Origin of the sequence: Streptococcus sp. CL6.22 (assembly GCF_049738055.1) — a bacterium.
Classification (GTDB): Bacteria; Bacillota; Bacilli; order Lactobacillales; family Streptococcaceae; genus Streptococcus; species Streptococcus mitis_DJ.
On the sequence record NZ_JBKOTV010000007.1, the window covers coordinates 103,671 to 121,117 of the forward strand.

At 41.5% G+C, this 17,447-nt stretch carries 19 protein-coding genes and 2 tRNA genes; 10 read left to right on the forward strand and 11 right to left on the reverse strand.

What is annotated here, in order from left to right:
- Positions 1-97: 97 nt before the first annotated feature.
- The 4 genes from queC to queF are packed head-to-tail and all read left to right on the forward strand — an operon-like array spanning position 98 to position 2,413.
- A complete protein-coding gene (gene queC, locus ACLNCW_RS04920; protein ID WP_169446427.1) occupies positions 98-751 on the forward strand; it encodes a 7-cyano-7-deazaguanine synthase QueC in 654 nt (217 codons plus the stop codon).
- Positions 751-1,194, forward strand: coding sequence for a 6-carboxytetrahydropterin synthase QueD (queD, locus tag ACLNCW_RS04925; protein ID WP_000464575.1), 444 nt, complete (start codon positions 751-753; stop codon positions 1,192-1,194). Before queC ends, queD begins: the two co-directional genes overlap by 1 nt.
- Positions 1,187-1,903: a 7-carboxy-7-deazaguanine synthase QueE gene (gene queE, locus ACLNCW_RS04930; protein WP_185755672.1), complete on the forward strand. Its 717-nt coding sequence runs from the start codon at positions 1,187-1,189 to the stop codon at positions 1,901-1,903. Before queD ends, queE begins: the two co-directional genes overlap by 8 nt.
- Before the next feature lie 18 nt (positions 1,904-1,921).
- Complete coding sequence (queF, locus tag ACLNCW_RS04935; protein ID WP_000082587.1) at positions 1,922-2,413, forward strand: preQ(1) synthase; 492 nt, start codon at positions 1,922-1,924, stop codon at positions 2,411-2,413.
- 57 nt (positions 2,414-2,470) lie between these two features.
- Here queF and ACLNCW_RS04940 read toward each other — a convergent pair whose 3' ends face one another.
- Complete coding sequence (locus tag ACLNCW_RS04940) at positions 2,471-3,139, reverse strand: aquaporin (protein ID WP_265481902.1); 669 nt, start codon at positions 3,137-3,139, stop codon at positions 2,471-2,473.
- A 256-nt stretch (positions 3,140-3,395) separates the two neighbouring features.
- Between ACLNCW_RS04940 and ACLNCW_RS04945 the strand changes: the two genes are divergently transcribed.
- Positions 3,396-4,160, forward strand: coding sequence for a (S)-acetoin forming diacetyl reductase (locus ACLNCW_RS04945; RefSeq protein ID WP_000048147.1), 765 nt, complete (start codon positions 3,396-3,398; stop codon positions 4,158-4,160).
- Positions 4,161-4,267: 107 nt separating this feature from the next.
- On the opposite strand, the gene ACLNCW_RS04950 is transcribed toward ACLNCW_RS04945, so the two are convergent.
- Complete coding sequence (locus tag ACLNCW_RS04950) at positions 4,268-5,059, reverse strand: DUF2785 domain-containing protein (RefSeq protein ID WP_424845454.1); 792 nt, start codon at positions 5,057-5,059, stop codon at positions 4,268-4,270.
- 11 nt (positions 5,060-5,070) lie between these two features.
- A complete protein-coding gene (locus ACLNCW_RS04955) occupies positions 5,071-5,403 on the reverse strand; it encodes a winged helix-turn-helix transcriptional regulator (protein ID WP_000182730.1) in 333 nt (110 codons plus the stop codon).
- Between the two features lie 150 nt (positions 5,404-5,553).
- Between ACLNCW_RS04955 and ACLNCW_RS04960 the strand changes: the two genes are divergently transcribed.
- On the forward strand, positions 5,554-5,943 hold the full coding sequence (locus ACLNCW_RS04960; RefSeq protein WP_424845446.1) for a nuclear transport factor 2 family protein: 390 nt from the start codon (positions 5,554-5,556) through the stop codon (positions 5,941-5,943).
- Between the two features lie 168 nt (positions 5,944-6,111).
- Here the strand turns inward: ACLNCW_RS04960 and pepF are convergent, their stop codons facing one another.
- The 6 genes from pepF to ACLNCW_RS04990 form a co-directional block, all read right to left on the reverse strand.
- Positions 6,112-7,908 (reverse strand): oligoendopeptidase F, encoded by a 1,797-nt coding sequence (gene pepF, locus ACLNCW_RS04965; protein ID WP_424845447.1) that lies wholly within the window; start codon positions 7,906-7,908, stop codon positions 6,112-6,114.
- A 10-nt stretch (positions 7,909-7,918) separates the two neighbouring features.
- Entirely contained in the window at positions 7,919-8,662 is a 744-nt protein-coding gene (locus ACLNCW_RS04970) for a 16S rRNA (uracil(1498)-N(3))-methyltransferase (RefSeq protein WP_424845448.1), read from the reverse strand.
- Position 8,663: 1 nt separating this feature from the next.
- Positions 8,664-9,614 (reverse strand): 50S ribosomal protein L11 methyltransferase, encoded by a 951-nt coding sequence (gene prmA, locus ACLNCW_RS04975; protein ID WP_424845449.1) that lies wholly within the window; start codon positions 9,612-9,614, stop codon positions 8,664-8,666.
- Positions 9,615-9,751: 137 nt separating this feature from the next.
- Positions 9,752-10,180 (reverse strand): NUDIX hydrolase, encoded by a 429-nt coding sequence (locus ACLNCW_RS04980; RefSeq protein WP_000402088.1) that lies wholly within the window; start codon positions 10,178-10,180, stop codon positions 9,752-9,754.
- On the reverse strand, positions 10,171-11,250 hold the full coding sequence (locus ACLNCW_RS04985; protein WP_424845450.1) for a M50 family metallopeptidase: 1,080 nt from the start codon (positions 11,248-11,250) through the stop codon (positions 10,171-10,173). The genes ACLNCW_RS04980 and ACLNCW_RS04985 overlap by 10 nt, the downstream gene beginning before the upstream one ends.
- Positions 11,251-11,268: 18 nt before the next feature.
- Positions 11,269-11,739 carry a DUF3013 family protein gene (locus ACLNCW_RS04990; protein ID WP_424845451.1) on the reverse strand — a complete coding sequence of 157 codons (471 nt, stop codon included), beginning with the start codon at positions 11,737-11,739 and terminating at the stop codon, positions 11,269-11,271.
- Between the two features lie 115 nt (positions 11,740-11,854).
- Here ACLNCW_RS04990 and ACLNCW_RS04995 point away from each other — a divergent pair, with 115 nt between their 5' ends.
- The 4 genes from ACLNCW_RS04995 (at position 11,855) to ACLNCW_RS05010 (ending at position 14,471) form a co-directional block, all read left to right on the forward strand.
- Positions 11,855-13,126, forward strand: coding sequence for a replication-associated recombination protein A (locus ACLNCW_RS04995; RefSeq protein WP_424845452.1), 1,272 nt, complete (start codon positions 11,855-11,857; stop codon positions 13,124-13,126).
- 264 nt (positions 13,127-13,390) lie between these two features.
- Positions 13,391-13,463 (forward strand) — tRNA-Lys (locus ACLNCW_RS05000).
- Positions 13,464-13,820: 357 nt separating this feature from the next.
- Positions 13,821-14,336, forward strand: coding sequence for a DUF308 domain-containing protein (locus ACLNCW_RS05005; protein ID WP_203213463.1), 516 nt, complete (start codon positions 13,821-13,823; stop codon positions 14,334-14,336).
- Positions 14,337-14,398: 62 nt separating this feature from the next.
- Positions 14,399-14,471, forward strand: a tRNA-Lys gene (locus tag ACLNCW_RS05010).
- 138 nt (positions 14,472-14,609) lie between these two features.
- On the opposite strand, the gene ACLNCW_RS05015 is transcribed toward ACLNCW_RS05010, so the two are convergent.
- Together ACLNCW_RS05015 and ACLNCW_RS05020 are read right to left on the reverse strand one after the other, a co-directional pair.
- Entirely contained in the window at positions 14,610-15,698 is a 1,089-nt protein-coding gene (locus tag ACLNCW_RS05015; protein ID WP_004256071.1) for an AI-2E family transporter, read from the reverse strand.
- A 9-nt stretch (positions 15,699-15,707) separates the two neighbouring features.
- Entirely contained in the window at positions 15,708-16,997 is a 1,290-nt protein-coding gene (locus ACLNCW_RS05020; RefSeq protein ID WP_265465633.1) for a DUF308 domain-containing protein, read from the reverse strand.
- Positions 16,998-17,447: the final 450 nt, after the last annotated feature.

Sequence of the window (17,447 nt, forward strand, 5' to 3'; positions counted from 1 at the left end):
TGCCATCGCTAAAAAAAACCTCTACTTGGTATTTTTTAGCTCCCCTCAAGGGAGCTTTTTGCGTGCTCGGAACATTTCTCATTTTAGAAGGAGTACTATGAAACGTCATTCAGCCTTGGTCGTCTTTAGCGGCGGTCAAGATTCCACAACCTGCCTCTTTTGGGCTAAAGAACACTATGAAACAATCGAAGCCGTCACCTTTGCCTACGGCCAACGCCATCATCTTGAAATTCAAGTTGCTGAAGAAATCGCTAAGGAACAAGGTATTCGTCATCACATCCTAGATATGTCTCTGCTGGGACAAATCACTGAAAATGCCCTGACCTCTGATATGGAAATCGAGCAAAAAGAGGGAGAGCTTCCCAATACCTTTGTTGACGGCCGCAACCACCTCTTTCTATCCTTTGCAGCAGTTCTTGCCAAGCAACGTGGGATTAAAGATATCGTGACAGGTGTCTGCGAGACAGACTTCTCAGGCTACCCTGACTGTCGAGATGTCTTTGTCAAATCTCTCAATGTCACTCTCAACCTTGCCATGGATTACGACTTTGTTATCCAAACGCCTCTCATGTGGCTAGACAAGGCTGAAACTTGGGAATTAGCAGACCAACTCGGTGCCTTTGACTACGTTCGTGAGAAGACCTTGACCTGCTACAATGGGATTATCGGAAGTGGCTGTGGGGATTGTCCAGCCTGTCACTTACGTCAGCATGGTTTAGATGTTTATCTTTCACAGAAAGGAGAGGGCTAATGTTTTTTGCTCCCAAAGAAATCAAACAGGAAACTGGGGAGTCTCTCGTCTACAATCCTCACAGAACCTTAGTTTCAAAAGAATTCACTTTCGATGCTGCCCACCACCTCTTTCACTATGAAGGAAAATGTAAGTCCCTTCATGGCCACACCTATCATTTGCAGATTGCTGTCAGTGGATTTTTAGATGAACGTGGCATGACCTACGATTTCGGAGATATCAAAGCGATATACAAGAACTACTTAGAGCCCCACTTGGATCATCGCTATCTCAATGAGACCCTGCCCTATATGAACACGACTGCTGAAAATATGGTTTACTGGATTTTCCAAACTATGAGTCAAGAGTTGCCAGACGAGCGCGGTCTCCGTTTGGAATACGTTCGCCTCTATGAGACTCCGACTGCCTTTGCGGAGTTTAGACGGGAGTGGTTAGATGACTAGGGAACGTGTCCTCAAACTACCAGTTCTAGAAATTTTTGGCCCAACCTTTCAAGGCGAAGGCCGTGCAATCGGGCAGAAAACCATGTTTGTCCGCACTGCTGGCTGCGACTACCACTGCGACTGGTGCGATTCTGCCTTTACTTGGGATGGATCTGAAAAGCCAACTCGTATGACTGCTGACGAGGTTATTGCTACCTTGGATAAACTAGGAAGCTACGACTACGTAACCCTATCTGGGGGAAATCCTGCTATCCTAGCAGCCAACATGGCTGAGCTAGTAACCAAACTCAAGGAACGTGGTGTCACTCTAGCTGTTGAGACCCAAGGCTCCCGCTGGCAAAATTGGTTAAAAGACATCGACCAGGTCACTCTGAGTCCCAAACCTCCTTCATCCAAGATGGAAGTCAACTTTGAAACCTTGGACTTTGTCGTTTCCCAACTAGAGCCAGACAAGGTCACCTTTAAAATCCCTGTCTTTGACGATGTCGATTTGGCCTTTGCCAAAGGGATTCAAGAGCGCTACCAACCAGATGTTCTCTTTTTATCAGCAGGAAATCCTGAGCCCAAGGCTACGGGTAATATTGTCCAAGACCAACTGGACCGTCTCAAAGAACTCTGGGAACGCGTCGCTGCTGACGATAGCTGGGGCAATGTCCGCGTCCTTCCTCAACTCCATACCCTCCTCTACGACAACCAACGTGGTGTTTAAAATTAGAAAGAAAAAATCATGTCACAACAAGAAGAAATGAAAAACCTCAGCCTACTAGGCAACAAAGAAACCAACTACATTTTCGAGTATCAACCAGAAGTCCTCGAATCCTTTGACAATCGTCATGTGGAAAATGACTATTTCATCAAATTTAACTGTCCTGAATTTACCTCACTTTGCCCAATCACTGCTCAGCCAGACTTTGCGACTATCTATATTTCCTACATCCCTGACAAGCTCTGTGTGGAGTCAAAATCCCTCAAACTCTACCTCTTTAGCTACCGAAATCATGGAGATTTCCACGAAAACTGTATCAACACCATCGGGAAAGACTTGGTCAACTTGCTAGACCCTCGCTATTTAGAAGTCTGGGGAAAATTCACTCCTCGCGGTGGCATCTCAATTGACCCCTACTACAACTACGGTAAGCCTGGAACTAAGTATGAAGGCTTGGCAGAACAACGCCTCTTCCAACACGACCTTTATCCAGAGAAAATTGATAACCGTTAAACTCATACGAAAAAGCCCTGTTCCTCAAAATGAGGAGCAAGGCTTTTTGAATTTCAATTATTCTTCTGTCCCAAGGAAGTTTTTCGCAACGAGGGCTGCAAGAACACCACCAACGATTGGCGCAAGGATGAAAATCCAAACTTGTTGAAGAGCTGCGCCACCTACCAAGACAGCTGGTGCCAAGCTACGGGCTGGATTTACTGAAAGCCCAGTGATATTCAATCCAACAAGAATCATCGCCATCAAGGACAAACCAATTACCAAACCAGCAATCGCGCCATTTCCCTTGCTTGCTGATGTCACAGTCATGATAACCAAGACAAACAAGAAAGTTGCGATGACTTCAAATAAGAAACCACCAAAGACAGTGACACCGTTTGCCAAGGCATTTTCACCAAGACTAGCAGTTGACATGCCTGAGTTAGCCAAGAGGAAGAATACCGCAGCTGACGCAAGGAAAGCTCCAACAACCTGACCAAGGATGTAGTTGACAAGCTCTGAAGATGACAAACGTTTGTTTACAAACATAGCGATCGAAACAGCTGGGTTCAAGTGAGCACCTGAAACAGTTCCGATTGAGTAGGCTGCAACTACGATTGCCAAACCAAAGGCAAAGGCGATTCCAAGGTGACCAAGGCCATCAAGACCATTTCCAAAAACAACAGCTCCTGTCCCAATGAACACAAGCATGAACGTACCGATTAATTCAGCAACAAATTTTTTCATTTTCTTTCTCCTTTTTTCAAAAACTAGATACTAGTCTATCAAAAGTAGGAAAGGGTTTCAAGAAAATTGATTGGAAATTTCAGGTTAAAATTCTGTAAAAACGGTAGTGTTTATTTGAAACATTTTTTTCAAAGGTGTATACTAATAGCGTAGTTTTGATAGGGGTTACAAAACCCATTATAAAAGCTCATTTGTAAACCTTTGCTGTTCTTTTATGAACGTTTGAATGGTATCGTGAATACCAAGGAGGAATCATATGTCTAAAGTTGCTATTGTCACAGGTGCAGGTCAAGGAATCGGTTTTGCAATTGCGAAACGATTGGTTCAAGATGGCTTTAAGGTAGGAGTCTTAGACTACAATCCCGAAACAGCCGAAAAGGCTGTTGCCGAATTATCAGCTGAAAATGCCTTTGCTGTCGTAGCTGATGTTTCGAAACAGGCAGAAGTTGCCCAAGCATTTCAAAAAGTTGTTGACCATTTTGGTGATTTGAATGTTGTCGTAAATAATGCTGGTGTTGCTCCAACTACTCCTCTTGATACAATTACTGAGGAACAATTTACACGTACTTTCGGTATCAACGTTGGTGGTGTCATTTGGGGGTCACAAGCTGCACAAGCGCAATTTAAAGCACTTGGCCACGGAGGTAAAATTATCAACGCAACTTCTCAAGCTGGTGTAGTCGGTAATCCAAATCTAACTGTTTATGGTGGAACCAAATTTGCTGTTCGCGGAATTACGCAAACATTAGCCCGTGATTTAGCAGACTCAGGTATCACTGTTAACGCCTACGCACCAGGTATTGTGAAAACACCAATGATGTACGATATCGCTCATGAAGTTGGTAAAAATGCAGGAAAAGATGACGAGTGGGGTATGCAGACATTTGCAAAAGATATTACCCTAAAACGCCTATCTGAACCAGAAGATGTGGCTGCTGCTGTCAGCTTCCTTGCAGGGCCAGATTCAAACTACATTACAGGACAAACCATTATCGTTGATGGTGGTATGCAATTCCATTAAGATACAGGAAAAGAGGTTGGAAAATGATTCAACCTCTTTTATTAGTTTTCATTATTAGTTAGGAGGATACAATAGAAACTCTTTCAATAAATAATATTAGCTTATCCCTAGTATTGAAAAGACTGGATGGCTTCTTTCAAGTCATCTTGTAAACTATTTCTCTGGTCAAGTTGGACATAGACTTCCAACAGACAGGATCTGAAGTTGGAAAATTTATAAAAATCTTCCCTTTCTTCTATCGGAAAGTCAACAGCTTTTATCCAAGAAGCTACTTGCTCTTGCTCCAACTTCCCTTGTAAAATAGGTTCATAGATTACTCTTGCTAAACGCCAATCCTCATCATCTGTAAAACGAATGGACATTCTTTTAAATAGTTGGCCAAGTATCTCAAATACTTCATGAACCCTGTTTTTAGGAAAGTCTGGATGACAAACCACCTCTGTCAGTAAATCGGCTCCATGTGCAAAAGCATGAACCCAACCATACTGACTTGAAAAACCCGTTGTATCCTTTTCTTTTGAAAGATAGTGCAAACCTTGATTTAAAAGGACATTACGAATTTCTGCTTTTAATCCCTGATAAAAAATCGATTGCTGGTTGGCATCTGCAGACAAGAGATTTGCATAAATAAGCGCCCTAAAAGAACGTTCAAGGGTTGACAAGCCTACCTTATCAATCTCTTTATATAATCCTCCATCAGATAAAATTTCCTCAGCAATGAAATAAAATTGTTCCTGTGTAAATAGCTCTTCCTGAATCCCTCTAGCAAAGCTTATAAAAACAAGGTCATCGCGAATTTCTGGAGAAGAATCTCCCAAATGATCAAGCAACCATTGGATTTCTTCCTCATGATAACTTGTTTTTTCTTCTGCTATTTTTCTAAGTACCTCTTGATACATGGTCAATACCTCTACATTTCTAGCAACTTGATATAATCTAGACCCCATTTCTCGACAGCATCTAAAACAACTCTGAATTCCTGCCCCATTTCGGTTAAGCTGTACTCAACTCGTGGTGGAACTTCGGCATAGACCTTTCGTTGAACAATCTTATCCTTTTCTAATTGACGGAGATGACGGGTCAAAATAGTTTGAGTAATCCCAGGCAATAATCTCTGCAATTCTTTAAATCGTTTGGTACCCGTACTCAACTGATAAATGATTACCAGTGCCCATTTCCCCGTTAAAACCCTCTGAGTTGTCGCAAATGGACAAATACCATACTCACTCACTTTATTTGTCATAAAATATCTTCTTTCTATTTTTTTAAAAAAATTTATCTTTTAGTATCAATAATAGTACTACTTTTGATACTAGCTATCAAAAAAGTGTCTACTTGTTTTTTTATTTGTAACTGTTACAATTATATCATAAAAAAGAAATGGAGAATAGATATGTCAACAAACTTAGAAATTTTCAATTCTTATAACCAAGCTTTAATTGCTGGTGACTTTCCTGGTGTCTTTGAAACGATGGCAGACGATATTGTCTGGCATCAACCTGGTAATCATAGTCTATCTGGTTCAGTTGTTGGTAAGGACAAGCTAGGAACTCACCTGGCTACATTTGCTGAGAAAACTAATGGAACCTTTAAGGTGATAACAAATTGGGTTTCTGACAATAAGAATTTAATCGCAGCCAATGTTACTTTTCTTGGAACACGGGCTGATGGTACTGAACTCAATATGAACGGGATTGATCTCTTCCGTATTGAAGACGGAAAAATCAAAGAAGTTTGGCTCTTCTCTTCAGATCAAGCTGAAGAAGATAGCTTTTGGGGATAATTTAAGAGGCTAGGACAAAAAATTTTGATTTTAGGAATTCTTTATTTTAAATTTTTAAAATCGATAGATTAGAAAAAAAGCGAACAAGACAGAATTCTGAGTGTCAGATAACTCGTTTTGTTCGTTTTTTATATTTAAGGTTAAACTTTTGTCCCAGACTCTTTTAATTTACTCTCCCAACTGGGCACTGTAGGCGATAATCTGGTCAACTGTGTCTGACAAAAACTGGATAGTATCACGAAGTGGTTTATCTGTAGAGATATCTGCTCCGATAATCATAGCTGACTCAAGCGGTGTCTTGCTACCACCTGATTTGAGGAGATTGAGCCAATCTTCAGCTCCAGTTTCTGAATGTTTCAGATGGAGGTAACCTGCAGTCGAGATGACCAGTCCTGCTGAGTAAGTGTAACTATACAAGCCCATATAATAGTGAGCTTGACGCATCCAAGTCAAAGCTGCATCATCATCGATTTCAATGGCATCTCCCCAGAAATCGGTCAAAACTTCCTTCATAATGCTGTTGAGTTTGCTTGCTCCGAAAGTTTCTCCTTCTTCAATCAATGTATACACTTTACGCTGGAAGGCTGCTTCCAAAAGGTGAGTGATAAAGTTATGGAAGTAGGTATCTGTCAAACGGTGAGCCAGAGCGAAGCGTTTTTGACGAGGGTCGTCAGACTGGTGCTCCAAGTAGTCACTGAGAAGTAATTCATTGAAAGTTGATGGTGCTTCGACATAGTAAGTCGACATATGGGCGTTGAAGTAGCTCTGGTGATTATCTGAAAAGATGAATTGACCAGAATGACCGATTTCATGAATCAAGGTATAGACATCGCTCAAACGGCCTGTCCAGCTCATGAGGACATATGGGTGCACGCGATATGGATCCGCCGCATAACCGCCAGAATCCTTGCCACTATTGGCAGCAAAGTCCACCCAGCGCTCTTCTTGATAGCGAGCAACTTCCTGACAATATTCTTGCCCCAAAGGTGCGACTGACTTCATGACCAAATCGTAGGCGTCGTCAATAGTCACTTCAGGATTAAGGGCGCTGTCCAAGTCCAATTTCCAGTCTGCAAAGGTCATCTTTTCAAGACCATTAACCTTGGCAACATGCTTGAGGTATCTCTGAGCAACTGGCGCAAAATCCTTCATGATGAGGTCAATCTGGCGGTCAAACATGGCACGGTCCACTTCTTGCTCAGCCAGAAGATAATCAAAGACAGAGTCATATCCCTTCATATCTGCCAATAGTTTTTCAGACTTAACCTGAGCTAGATAGGCTGCAGCAGCCGTATTTTGGTGCTTACGCAGTCCTTCTGAGAAGGAACGGAATGATTTCTCACGGACCTCAGCGTCCTCATGGTTTTGGTAGAAATTCTCATAGGTGACAAAGCTGTTTTTGTAGGTCTTGCCATTGACTTCAAAGTCGGCCATTTCAAAATCCCCAGCTCGCATCTTAGTGTAAATATCCTGCGGACTGTAGAAAACTTCACCAAGATTGGTCAAGGCCTTCTCCACATCAGCCCCTAGATAGTGGGCTTTTTTGATTTTGGCCTGACGAATGGCCGCCGTCAAATGAGGTAATTCACCTAAACGGTCCAAGACTTCCTCATCAGCTTCCACCAAAGCATCGTCAAAAAAGGTCAAGGCTACACTGGCATCTGTTTCAAATTCCATACCAGCTTGGGCGATATTAGCAAATTCGTCATTGCTATAGTCTGTCGTCTGAGGCATAAAACCATAGTTGCCAATATGGCTCATCTGAATGTAGATTTGTTCCAATTCCGCAAAGGCCTTTTCAAAATCCTCAAAAGTATGAAGATTATCCTTGTAATCAAGGCTAAATTGATTGATGTCTTCTCGAGCCTTCTCGATTGCACGCAAGAAATCTTCACGATCTTGGTATAGGGCTGTTAAATCCCAAAGTTCCTTCTCTGGAAATTCTGAACGGTGTTTTTGTTCCATTTTCTTCCTCTTATTTCTCTAATTCTAATAAAACACTAAGGGCTGATAAAGCGTAAAGCGGTGCGGTTTCTGTTCGCAAAATGCGAGGGCCAAGTCCTGCCAAGACTGCTCCCTTAGCTTCAAAACTCTCGATTTCCGCAGGTGACAGACCACCTTCTGGACCAAAGATAAAGAGCAATTTGTCTCCTTCCTCGAGTTCAGTAACTGCTTGTAAAAGCGCGGCGCTTTCTCCTTCTTTGGCCAACTCTTCATAAGCCACTACGACGCGGTCAAATTGGTCAAGTTGGGCTAGAAAGTCTGCTTTTTTCTCAAAAAGCTTGATACTGGGAACAACATTACGCTTACTTTGCTCTGCTGCTCCAAGGGCAATTTTTTCTAGTTTTTCAACCTTTTTACCCAATTTCTTGCCATCCCACTTGGCGACCGACCAATCGGCAGGGAAGGCCCAAATCTGGCTGGCACCCAGTTCGGTTACTTTTTGAGTGATAAACTCCAGCTTGTCTCCTTTGGGAAAGCCAGATGCGATGGTCACTTGGACTGGTAGTTCCACATTTTCAGCTATCTCTTTGACCAACTCAAACTGACGATTTCCCACATCTAGCACGCGCGCCAATCGCTTAATCCCATCATCAAAGACTAAGGTAACCTCATCATCTTCTTTCAGGCGCATGACCTGAAACATATGCTTGCTGGTCTCCTTGTCCTCGATAGTGACAGGAGAGACTGCGCTGCCTTTGACAAAATACTGTTGCATGCTAGCCTCCAATCACACCGGAAATATCCTTGGTTTTCTTGAAGACGCAGGCATTCCATTCCCCTTGAATCATGTGGGTTTCAAGGAAAAATCCAGCTGACTCAGCCGACTCGCGCACCATGTCCCACTTGTCCTTGATAATCCCACTCATGATCAGGTATCCTTCATCCTTGACCAAGCGGTAAGCATCATCCGTCAGATGAATGAGGATATCCGCCAAGATATTAGCCACGATGACATCTGCTTCAATCTCCACACCCTTAAGCAAATCACCTGGGGCTACATGAATGTTTTCCATGCCAGGATTGAGCTCAATATTTTCCTGAGCAACCCGAACTGCCACATCATCCAGGTCGTAGGCAAAGATTTCCTTGGCACCAAGCAGCGAGCTGGCAATAGAGAGAACCCCTGAACCAGTCCCCACATCCAGCACCGTTTCGCCACCACGAAGGACCTGCTCCAAGGCAAAAAGGCTCATCTTGGTAGTTGGGTGGGTTCCTGTTCCAAAGGCCATACCAGGATCCAGCTTGATAATCTTTTCCCCAGCAGTCGCCTCATAGTCTGTCCAAGACGGCACGATGGTCAAATCATGAGTAATACGAGCTGGTTCATAATATTTCTTCCAGTTGTCTGCCCAGTCTTCCTCAGCCAAGGCAGTCGTCCCCATCTTGACCTCTCCCAAGTCCATAAAATCAGTTAGTTCCGCGAGACGAGCCTGCAAATCTGACTCAACCGTTGCTACATCAACCGTATCAGGGTAGTAGGCCGTCACTACAATTTCTTCCTGTTGCTCGACCTCTGGGAAAATCTCACCAAAACGATCCACATTCCCCACATAGTCCATGCTGTCTTCGATTGCGACTCCTTGAGCTCCCAGCTCAATCAAGAGATTAGAAACTAACTCCTCTCCCTCACGCTTAACTGTAACTTTTAACTCTTGCCATGTTTCCATTATTAAGATACCAAGCCCGTAAAACACAAAGCCAAAATAGGAAATTCTCTGAAGACGCTTGTGTCTAAGAGAAGTTTATCTTTTTGGCACAGTGTTTAGGGCGGGTTCAGTTTAGAAATTTAACCGAACCATCCTTTCTAATCACTTACTTTTAAATAATCTTTTAATCTCTCTTGCAACTGAGGTACAGCTTGACTGGAGCTAAGAAATTCCTCGACATTCATCAGCTGATGGCCCTGTCCTTCATCTCCAAAGGTAATATTGTCAAATTGTTCTTGTCTTAGCTGACCAACCATAAAGACAGAGTACCGACCTTCATAGAGCACACTTGGATAAACCCTACTCCAAAGCAGACAATCCTCAGTCAGATGAATCCCCAGTTCTTCATAAACTTCACGCGCCGCACATTCAAATGGGCTTTCGTCCCCTTCACGGCCACCACCCGGCAACTCCCACATATTGGGCCAAGGGATATTTTCCTTATCATCACGCAAGATGACCAGTAGCTTATCACCACAAAATAAGGCAATCTTGCAACCTTGGAAATCAGTAAGTTCTATTTCCATATTAGACTCCTTCGGTTAATTCCTTTTTCCAGCTCAGCTAACCAGTTTTGATAATAGCTTTTCTCATCCCGTAACATCCGACTGCTATTCATTTTCTGTCTAGCAATCTTCATAGCCTTGTGAGTTTGAACTACATCTTTCTTTACCTTAAATTGATACCAAGCTTGAATGACCTGCATATCTGCTGTTTTTAGAGATAAAAAGGATTTGACTCCTCGAATACTTGCATATTCTTCCGCCTTCTTATTATCTCCTTCCATCAGAGCAACTTGAAGAAGGTATAATTGAGAACTAGTTTTAGACATTGGATTGTCTGTTTTATCTAACACAGACTGAAACTGTTGCTTTGCAAGTTCTATATTATCATCCAATATGAATACCAACCCCTGAAGAGTCTGAACACTTTCTGCAAAACTCCCTCTCACCTCCTCATCAACAGGCATGATAAAGTCTTTTAAATCATATTCTTGAGGAGCTAGCAAGGTCTGGGCAGAATGCCTCAACATCAGGTAGGCGTATTTCGTATTTTCAGGGTGTTGTAGCAATTCCCAAATTTTTGCTCCATCGGTGATGCCGACTGGCAAAATGTTATTTAGGAAGAAAGACAAATTAAGAAAAATCCAAGTCCCTGCAAAATACCAGCTTCTTGTCAAAAACCCAAACACTATCGCCAATAATATCAAGCTGAGATGAACCATCAAGCCTCCTGAAAGCATCAGGATGATTCTTTGATCGCTTTCATCCTCTTTTAAACCAATGTATTGAGCACCAACATTTTTCAGAATGGCTGTTCTACTAAGACGAAACTTGCCTGACTTTTTGGTCAAAATAAAATGTCCTAATCCAAAAGCCACCAGCCGATAGCCTGTCAAGTAGCCACAAAAAGCATGTCCCAGCTCATGAAGAATAAAGATTAAATACATGCTTAGAAGAGCGAAGGCATAACCAAAAGTAAAGACTAAAACTGCGGAATACCCCAGCTCTGCAAATGCGATTGTTCCACAAGCAAAAGCCAGCATAATAAAGACAACAGCTAGCACATAAACCAAATAAATCCCAATTTTCTTCATAAAATCTCCATCCAACTCCTAGTATCTCGGATAAGGATAAAACTCCCCCTCATCCAAGCCTACTTTTCCTTCTTCAAAGACTTCTTGGTTCCATTCCATGACAAATTCTTCTGCTTCTGGGTCTTCCAAAAAGTCCATGAGGGCATCTAGTCCAACTTCGGCAGTATCTTTAAGAAATAGCGCAAAATAAGCTAAAAATTCACGAGAAAAACCTTTTTTAGGTAGGTAAGGAATGACAGTCAAATAGTCTTCCTCATTGACTGTTGACTTGGCAGGATTGTAAAAAAGCACTGCTTCCTCAAAGAGAATGTCATCTGATGAAACCTCTCCATCTTCATCCACCATCTCCACACCTGCAGCATTTTGCGCTTCCAATAGAAAACTCACTTCAACCGCGTGGTTACGCTTGTCCCAACTAATCTCAAAGTCAAATGGAAAGTTCTTCTCCAACTCTTCCTCTAAAACATCTAAAAATCCGTATGTTGCCATTTTGTCCTCTTTCTATGCGACTCTTTAATCGCCCCGAATACTCGGAAATATGCTAAAATAGATACTACCATCTTACCACATATACATCAGAAAATCCACGTTAGAAAGGACTGCTATGCCAGACAATCTCGCGCTTCGCATGCGCCCTAAAACCATCGACCAGGTCATTGGTCAGGAGCATCTGGTTGGACCTGGAAAAATTATCCGCCGCATGGTGGAGGCCAACCGCCTGTCCTCCATGATTCTCTATGGACCTCCGGGAATCGGCAAGACCAGCATTGCCTCAGCCATCGCTGGAACGACTAAGTATGCCTTTCGGACCTTCAATGCGACAGTCGATAGTAAAAAGAGACTGCAAGAAATTGCGGAAGAGGCTAAATTCTCAGGGGCACTTGTACTACTCCTTGACGAAATTCATAGACTAGATAAAACCAAGCAAGACTTCCTCTTGCCTCTCTTGGAAAGTGGACTGGTTATCATGATTGGCGCTACGACTGAAAATCCTTTCTTTTCTGTCACTCCTGCCATTCGTAGCCGAGTTCAAATTTTTGAGTTGGAACCTCTGTCTAACCAAGACGTCAAAGAGGCCCTGCAGATATCTCTAAGTAACCCTGAGCGTGGTTTTGATTTCCCAGTAGAACTAGATGAGGATGCGCTGGATTTCATCGCAACCTCTACAAACGGAGACCTTCGCTCTGCCTTCAACTCACTGGACTTGGCTGTTCTTTCTACTCCTGAGAATGACGAGGGCATCCGCCATATCACCCTAGACATCATGGAAAATAGCCTCCAGCGGAGCTACATCACTATGGATACGGATGGAGATGGCCACTATGATGTTCTCTCAGCCCTGCAAAAGTCTATCCGTGGCTCAGATGTTGATGCCAGTCTCCACTATGCTGCCCGCTTGATTGAGGCTGGTGATTTGCCAAGTCTCGCTCGTCGTTTGACTGTTATCGCCTATGAAGATATCGGTTTGGCCAACCCTGAAGCCCAGATTCATACCGTGGCTGCTCTGGATGCTGCACAAAAGATTGGTTTCCCAGAAGCCCGCATTCTCATTGCCAATGTCGTGATTGATTTGGCCCTTTCTCCAAAATCCAACTCAGCCTATATAGCTATGGATAAGGCACTTGCTGACCTCAAAACATCAGGGCACTTGCCTATTCCGCGACACCTGCGTGATGGGCACTACAGTGGAAGCAAGGAACTGGGGAATGCCCAAGACTATCTCTATCCACACAACTATCCTGGAAATTGGATTAAACAAGACTATCTGCCAGAAAAAATTCGTAATCATCACTATTTCCAAGCAGAAGATACTGGTAAATATGAACGGGCTTTGGCTCAAAGAAAGGAAGCTATCGACCGTTTGCGAAAAATCTGAAATCCTTTTCAAAAAATTGCACTTACCTCTTGATTTTTTTTGAAAAAGTGGTATCATATAAACATAGAAACGCTGTGGTGTACGACTTCACACTTAAGTGTTGACCGACTATTTTTTGTATTATTAGGGAAACAAAAGTCTTCTAACAGCATGTAGGCCGTCTCACACGGAAACAGCTTCAGTTAGAGCGAGTTGCCCACCTGCTTAATTGCGCGGGTTCAATACAAACCGTGAAGTTTCGGCACCAATACAGCTTTTTTCTTTGCCTCCTTAGCTCAGCTGGCAGAGCAGCGGACTCTTAATCCGTGGGTCACAGGTTCGATCCCTGTAGGGGGCATCTAAATACAACAGGAAAAGCCTTGATTTACAAGGCTTTTTTGCTTGTCTATAACTGATTTACCCCATCATTTGTCCCACATTTTAAATCTATCTTTTCTTTTTGAATCAAATTACATCTTTACAAATAGTGTAAAGCCAGTTACTTTTGCTTTGATGCCATACAATATTTTCATGTAGAGAAGACAAATTTTATCTTCTCTTTTTATTTTCAAAATAATAAAAACTGATTTTCTTTTCATAAATCAGACTGAAACTTCCAAATTTTCCATTTTGTTTATTGACATTTCCTCTAAAAAGGTGTATAATATTTTTATTATCAAACTATACTATACTATACTATATAGGGGGTATTGAAATGAAATTTTCTAATCGTTTACTGCTATTCCTTGCAGGAGTTGTTTTTGTCCTTTTAGGACTTTTCCTATTTACAAACCCAGTAGCTAATCTTGTTGTTTACAGCTGGTGGATTGCATTTGGTTTACTGGTTTCTTCTATAGCAGCTATTTTAGGCTATTTCTCTGTACCAAAAGAGCTTCGCTCACCAGCTCATCTTTTCCAAGGGATTGTTAATCTTCTCTTAGCTCTTTACCTCGTTGCCTATGGCTTTGTGACGCTGCCAGTTGTCATTCCAACTATTTTAGGAATTTGGTTAATTGTAGAAGCCATTATAGTTTTCTTTAAAGGCAATCGTCTGGGATTGATTTTCCCTATTATTGGCAACCATATCATGTGGATAGCGTTGCTTGCATTTTTACTAGGTCTAGTGATTTTGTTCAATCCAGTAGCTACAAGTGTCTTTGTCGTTTATGTCGTTGCCTTTGCATTTTTAATTGTTGGTTTCACCTATATCCTTGATGCCTTTCGTAAATAATCTAGCTGCCATTTTGGGCATATTAAAATAGCTGGGAAGTTACATTCTCAGCTTTTTCTGTTGCCTCCTTAGCTCAGTTGGTAGAGCAGTAGACTCTTAATCTATGGGGCGCAGGTTCGAGCCCTGCAGGGGGCATCTAAATCAACAGAAATAAGCCTTGAAACCAAGGCTTTTTTTAACGTCTAATAGCTTTTTGTAGAAAAGTATTTAAAAATAAAAGAGAAGAGAATCTCTCACTCTCTTCTCAGTATATCTTATTAAATTTAGTTTTTCTTAATCTAGCTGATTTTCCTTTGCAACGACAAATTCCTTAACCAATCGATAGATAACAGCAAATATCGGTGTAAAGAATATCATCCCAAGTAAGCCAAAGAGATTGCCTCCAATACTAGCAGCCGCAAGCGTGAAAATAGCTGGCAAACCAATAGACTGACCTACAACTCTAGGATAAATAAGGTTTCCTTCAATCAGCTGTATAACTTGATATAGAAGAAGAGAAAGTAAGGCTTGAGTAGGACTCACTGTGAAGATAAAAATCGCTCCCACAACACAAGCAATCATAGGCCCTACATAAGGAATGAACGATAGCACTCCTGCAAAGATACCTGTCATTACTCCATAGGGTATCCCAAACACGCTGTAACCAACCGCTATCATAACTCCTATGATAACTGCTTCAATCAGCTGACTCATCAAAAATTGGTCATAAGTCTCTAGTGCTACTTGTCCAATGTAAGTCAACTTTATCACCACCTTCTCTGGAAGAAAAACTTTTAGAAGTCGACTCGTCATCGCTGCCAAATGTTCCTTACTGGATAAAAATAAAAAGGTGAAGACTATAATCAAAAAGGCATTCATCAAACTTGAAAAAATATTGCCGATATTACTAGTCAGACCTGATAAAAAACCTATCAAAGCTTGGCTAATAGAACTAGATTGTCCCTGTATGCCTGATACGATAGTTGACAACATGTCTTTGGTTACAAATTCCGAGCTGCCTAGCAATTTCCCAAGTTGAGTAAGGACTGTTGAAAGGACTGTTCCCAGCTGACTAATAGTCTGGGCTAGGGTTGGCAGCACCAAAACCAAAAGAGCAATCACGATTAAGATAAGAGCTAGGAAAACAAGTACCATGGCAATCGGACGACGCAACTCTGCCTTTACCTTCAATTTAACTAAGTACTGTTCAATTTTTTTCATAGGAACATTAAGCACAAAAGCAATAACAGCACCATAAATCAAGGTTGATATTACATCAAAGAGAGAGATTGCTCCTGATATAAAGCTCGATGCATTCAGAATTACAAGAGCAACCAGCCCTATAAAAAGTATTAACGGGGTGTATTTTTTTACTAAGTTCATAAATTCTCCTTAATAAACATGTTTAGATACGACTATACTATTTGGTTTTTCAAACTCTCGATTAAGGTAGGCTTGGTAAGTTCCTGGAGCGATAAATCCTTTGGGTGAGAGGATATCGGTGCCAGCCTGACCGACTATGGTATCAGCCAAGAGCACACAGTTTGTAGATAAGACAAAGTAGGATTTAAACTTAGATTTGATAAATTTATAAAGTTCCCCATCTGTCTCATGTCTGATTTTATAAGCGTAGGTGTAGTCTTCCTTACCATCACCTGTCATGATTTTATCTGCACTTGGCTCCCATGGAATCGTCAGTTGTTTCAATTCAGCCAACTTTTTCTGAACTGCTTTTTCCATTTCAGGCGTCAAATCTATCCCATAACCAAAAAGCGTTTTTTGACTCTCACGTTTACATAGGTCAATGTACTTGTCACGATCACAGAAATATAAGACACCATCTCCTACCATGCCAAATAAGGTCTCAGAAGACGGATCATAGTTGCCATAAGAAATAACACGGCCTTGATAGCAGATATCCACATGACCAATTGCCGAAAACAGAGAGGTCTCAGCTGTATGAACAAAAATTTCAAGCTCCGCTGTCTTACCAGACTTCACTATTCCAAGATGGATATCCTCTCTCTCATCAGCATTTTCCTGCATGAATTTGTTGATTTTTGCTAAAGTACTTGCAGGGATGAGAGCGGCTAGGACAATAGGTAAGCTCATTCTTACACGACGTTTGAGATGGTTTTTCCCAATTTCCTCCTCAAACAAGAAACCATCACGGATATTGGACAGACCATAAAGGAAAAAATAAGCCCCTAAAACAAAGAGTTGAAAGACAGAATTTCCCGTAGAGGACAAAAGACTAGTCCCACCAAGAAAAACTAGTACGAGTCCATCTAGTAAGAGACGAAAACGAGGTCGAATTTTGTTTTTGCGGTAGAGAACATAGGTGACAAGGTTAATACTAGCATGAAAAATCTGATAAACTCCAATCACAAGAGCCAAAATATAAATCGGCACATCCGTCGCAAGATTGGAGCCAAGCAAATATCCCAGCACTAACAATTTAACCAGTGCAACTCCCAAGGTGTCCGTTGACTGACTTTTTTTGAAAATACGTAATACTAAATCTAAGACCGTTGCTATCCAAGCTAAAAACAGAACCAGTCGAATAACCTTTACTGGCAACCAAGTCCCCGTGACCATCAAGATGAGACCTAGCAGAACAAACAAGAACCCCTGAGCAAGTAATTTCTTACCTGTCAGACCTAAAGATAGAATTTTCTCCATATAAAAACCTTTCAACAATAAAAATTAAACACTCCGATTAAACTGACTAGTAAATAGCCAACACTACAAACAGCCTGTGCCAGCAACATATGGTGACTAGAAATGACTGTAGTAATGTCACCATCTTGTCTTATGCACTTCTAAAATTTGTTATATTGATTAGAAACCAGAGCTTATAAAAACTAGCTAAACTCGAGAGATAGACACAATTGCGACGAAAAAATGTATAACCAATTCAACTTGTTAAGGTAAGAAAGCATTATTTCCAATCTATTAATTATTCATCTATTACCTATTATGACACAATATTCCCTATAGTTCAACTTTTTACTTGTTTTTATATTACACGGACTAAAAAGTTTTCAACAGTTGATTGCATTTGTTTTAATAAGTTTTAACCTTTCTTGGTTAGATAAAAAAAGAACCATACAGTTTAGAATCTGTATGGTT

What these genes read in the sequence shown, in the direction of transcription:
- ACLNCW_RS04960 (WP_424845446.1), top strand. Translation starts at nt 5,554, where the DNA reads ATGTCAACAAACTTAGAAATTTTCAATTCTTATAACCAAGCTTTAATT.
- ACLNCW_RS04985 (WP_424845450.1), bottom strand. Translation starts at nt 11,250, where the DNA reads ATGAAGAAAATTGGGATTTATTTGGTTTATGTGCTAGCTGTTGTCTTT.
- queC (WP_169446427.1), top strand. Translation starts at nt 98, where the DNA reads ATGAAACGTCATTCAGCCTTGGTCGTCTTTAGCGGCGGTCAAGATTCC.
- ACLNCW_RS04990 (WP_424845451.1), bottom strand. Translation starts at nt 11,739, where the DNA reads ATGGCAACATACGGATTTTTAGATGTTTTAGAGGAAGAGTTGGAGAAG.
- queE (WP_185755672.1), top strand. Translation starts at nt 1,187, where the DNA reads ATGACTAGGGAACGTGTCCTCAAACTACCAGTTCTAGAAATTTTTGGC.
- ACLNCW_RS04955 (WP_000182730.1), bottom strand. Translation starts at nt 5,403, where the DNA reads ATGACAAATAAAGTGAGTGAGTATGGTATTTGTCCATTTGCGACAACT.
- ACLNCW_RS04970 (WP_424845448.1), bottom strand. Translation starts at nt 8,662, where the DNA reads ATGCAACAGTATTTTGTCAAAGGCAGCGCAGTCTCTCCTGTCACTATC.
- ACLNCW_RS05015 (WP_004256071.1), bottom strand. Translation starts at nt 15,698, where the DNA reads ATGAACTTAGTAAAAAAATACACCCCGTTAATACTTTTTATAGGGCTG.
- ACLNCW_RS05005 (WP_203213463.1), top strand. Translation starts at nt 13,821, where the DNA reads ATGAAATTTTCTAATCGTTTACTGCTATTCCTTGCAGGAGTTGTTTTT.
- ACLNCW_RS04940 (WP_265481902.1), bottom strand. Translation starts at nt 3,139, where the DNA reads ATGAAAAAATTTGTTGCTGAATTAATCGGTACGTTCATGCTTGTGTTC.
- ACLNCW_RS04945 (WP_000048147.1), top strand. Translation starts at nt 3,396, where the DNA reads ATGTCTAAAGTTGCTATTGTCACAGGTGCAGGTCAAGGAATCGGTTTT.
- queD (WP_000464575.1), top strand. Translation starts at nt 751, where the DNA reads ATGTTTTTTGCTCCCAAAGAAATCAAACAGGAAACTGGGGAGTCTCTC.
- pepF (WP_424845447.1), bottom strand. Translation starts at nt 7,908, where the DNA reads ATGGAACAAAAACACCGTTCAGAATTTCCAGAGAAGGAACTTTGGGAT.
- ACLNCW_RS04995 (WP_424845452.1), top strand. Translation starts at nt 11,855, where the DNA reads ATGCCAGACAATCTCGCGCTTCGCATGCGCCCTAAAACCATCGACCAG.
- queF (WP_000082587.1), top strand. Translation starts at nt 1,922, where the DNA reads ATGTCACAACAAGAAGAAATGAAAAACCTCAGCCTACTAGGCAACAAA.
- ACLNCW_RS04980 (WP_000402088.1), bottom strand. Translation starts at nt 10,180, where the DNA reads ATGGAAATAGAACTTACTGATTTCCAAGGTTGCAAGATTGCCTTATTT.
- prmA (WP_424845449.1), bottom strand. Translation starts at nt 9,614, where the DNA reads ATGGAAACATGGCAAGAGTTAAAAGTTACAGTTAAGCGTGAGGGAGAG.
- ACLNCW_RS05020 (WP_265465633.1), bottom strand. Translation starts at nt 16,997, where the DNA reads ATGGAGAAAATTCTATCTTTAGGTCTGACAGGTAAGAAATTACTTGCT.
- ACLNCW_RS04950 (WP_424845454.1), bottom strand. Translation starts at nt 5,059, where the DNA reads ATGTATCAAGAGGTACTTAGAAAAATAGCAGAAGAAAAAACAAGTTAT.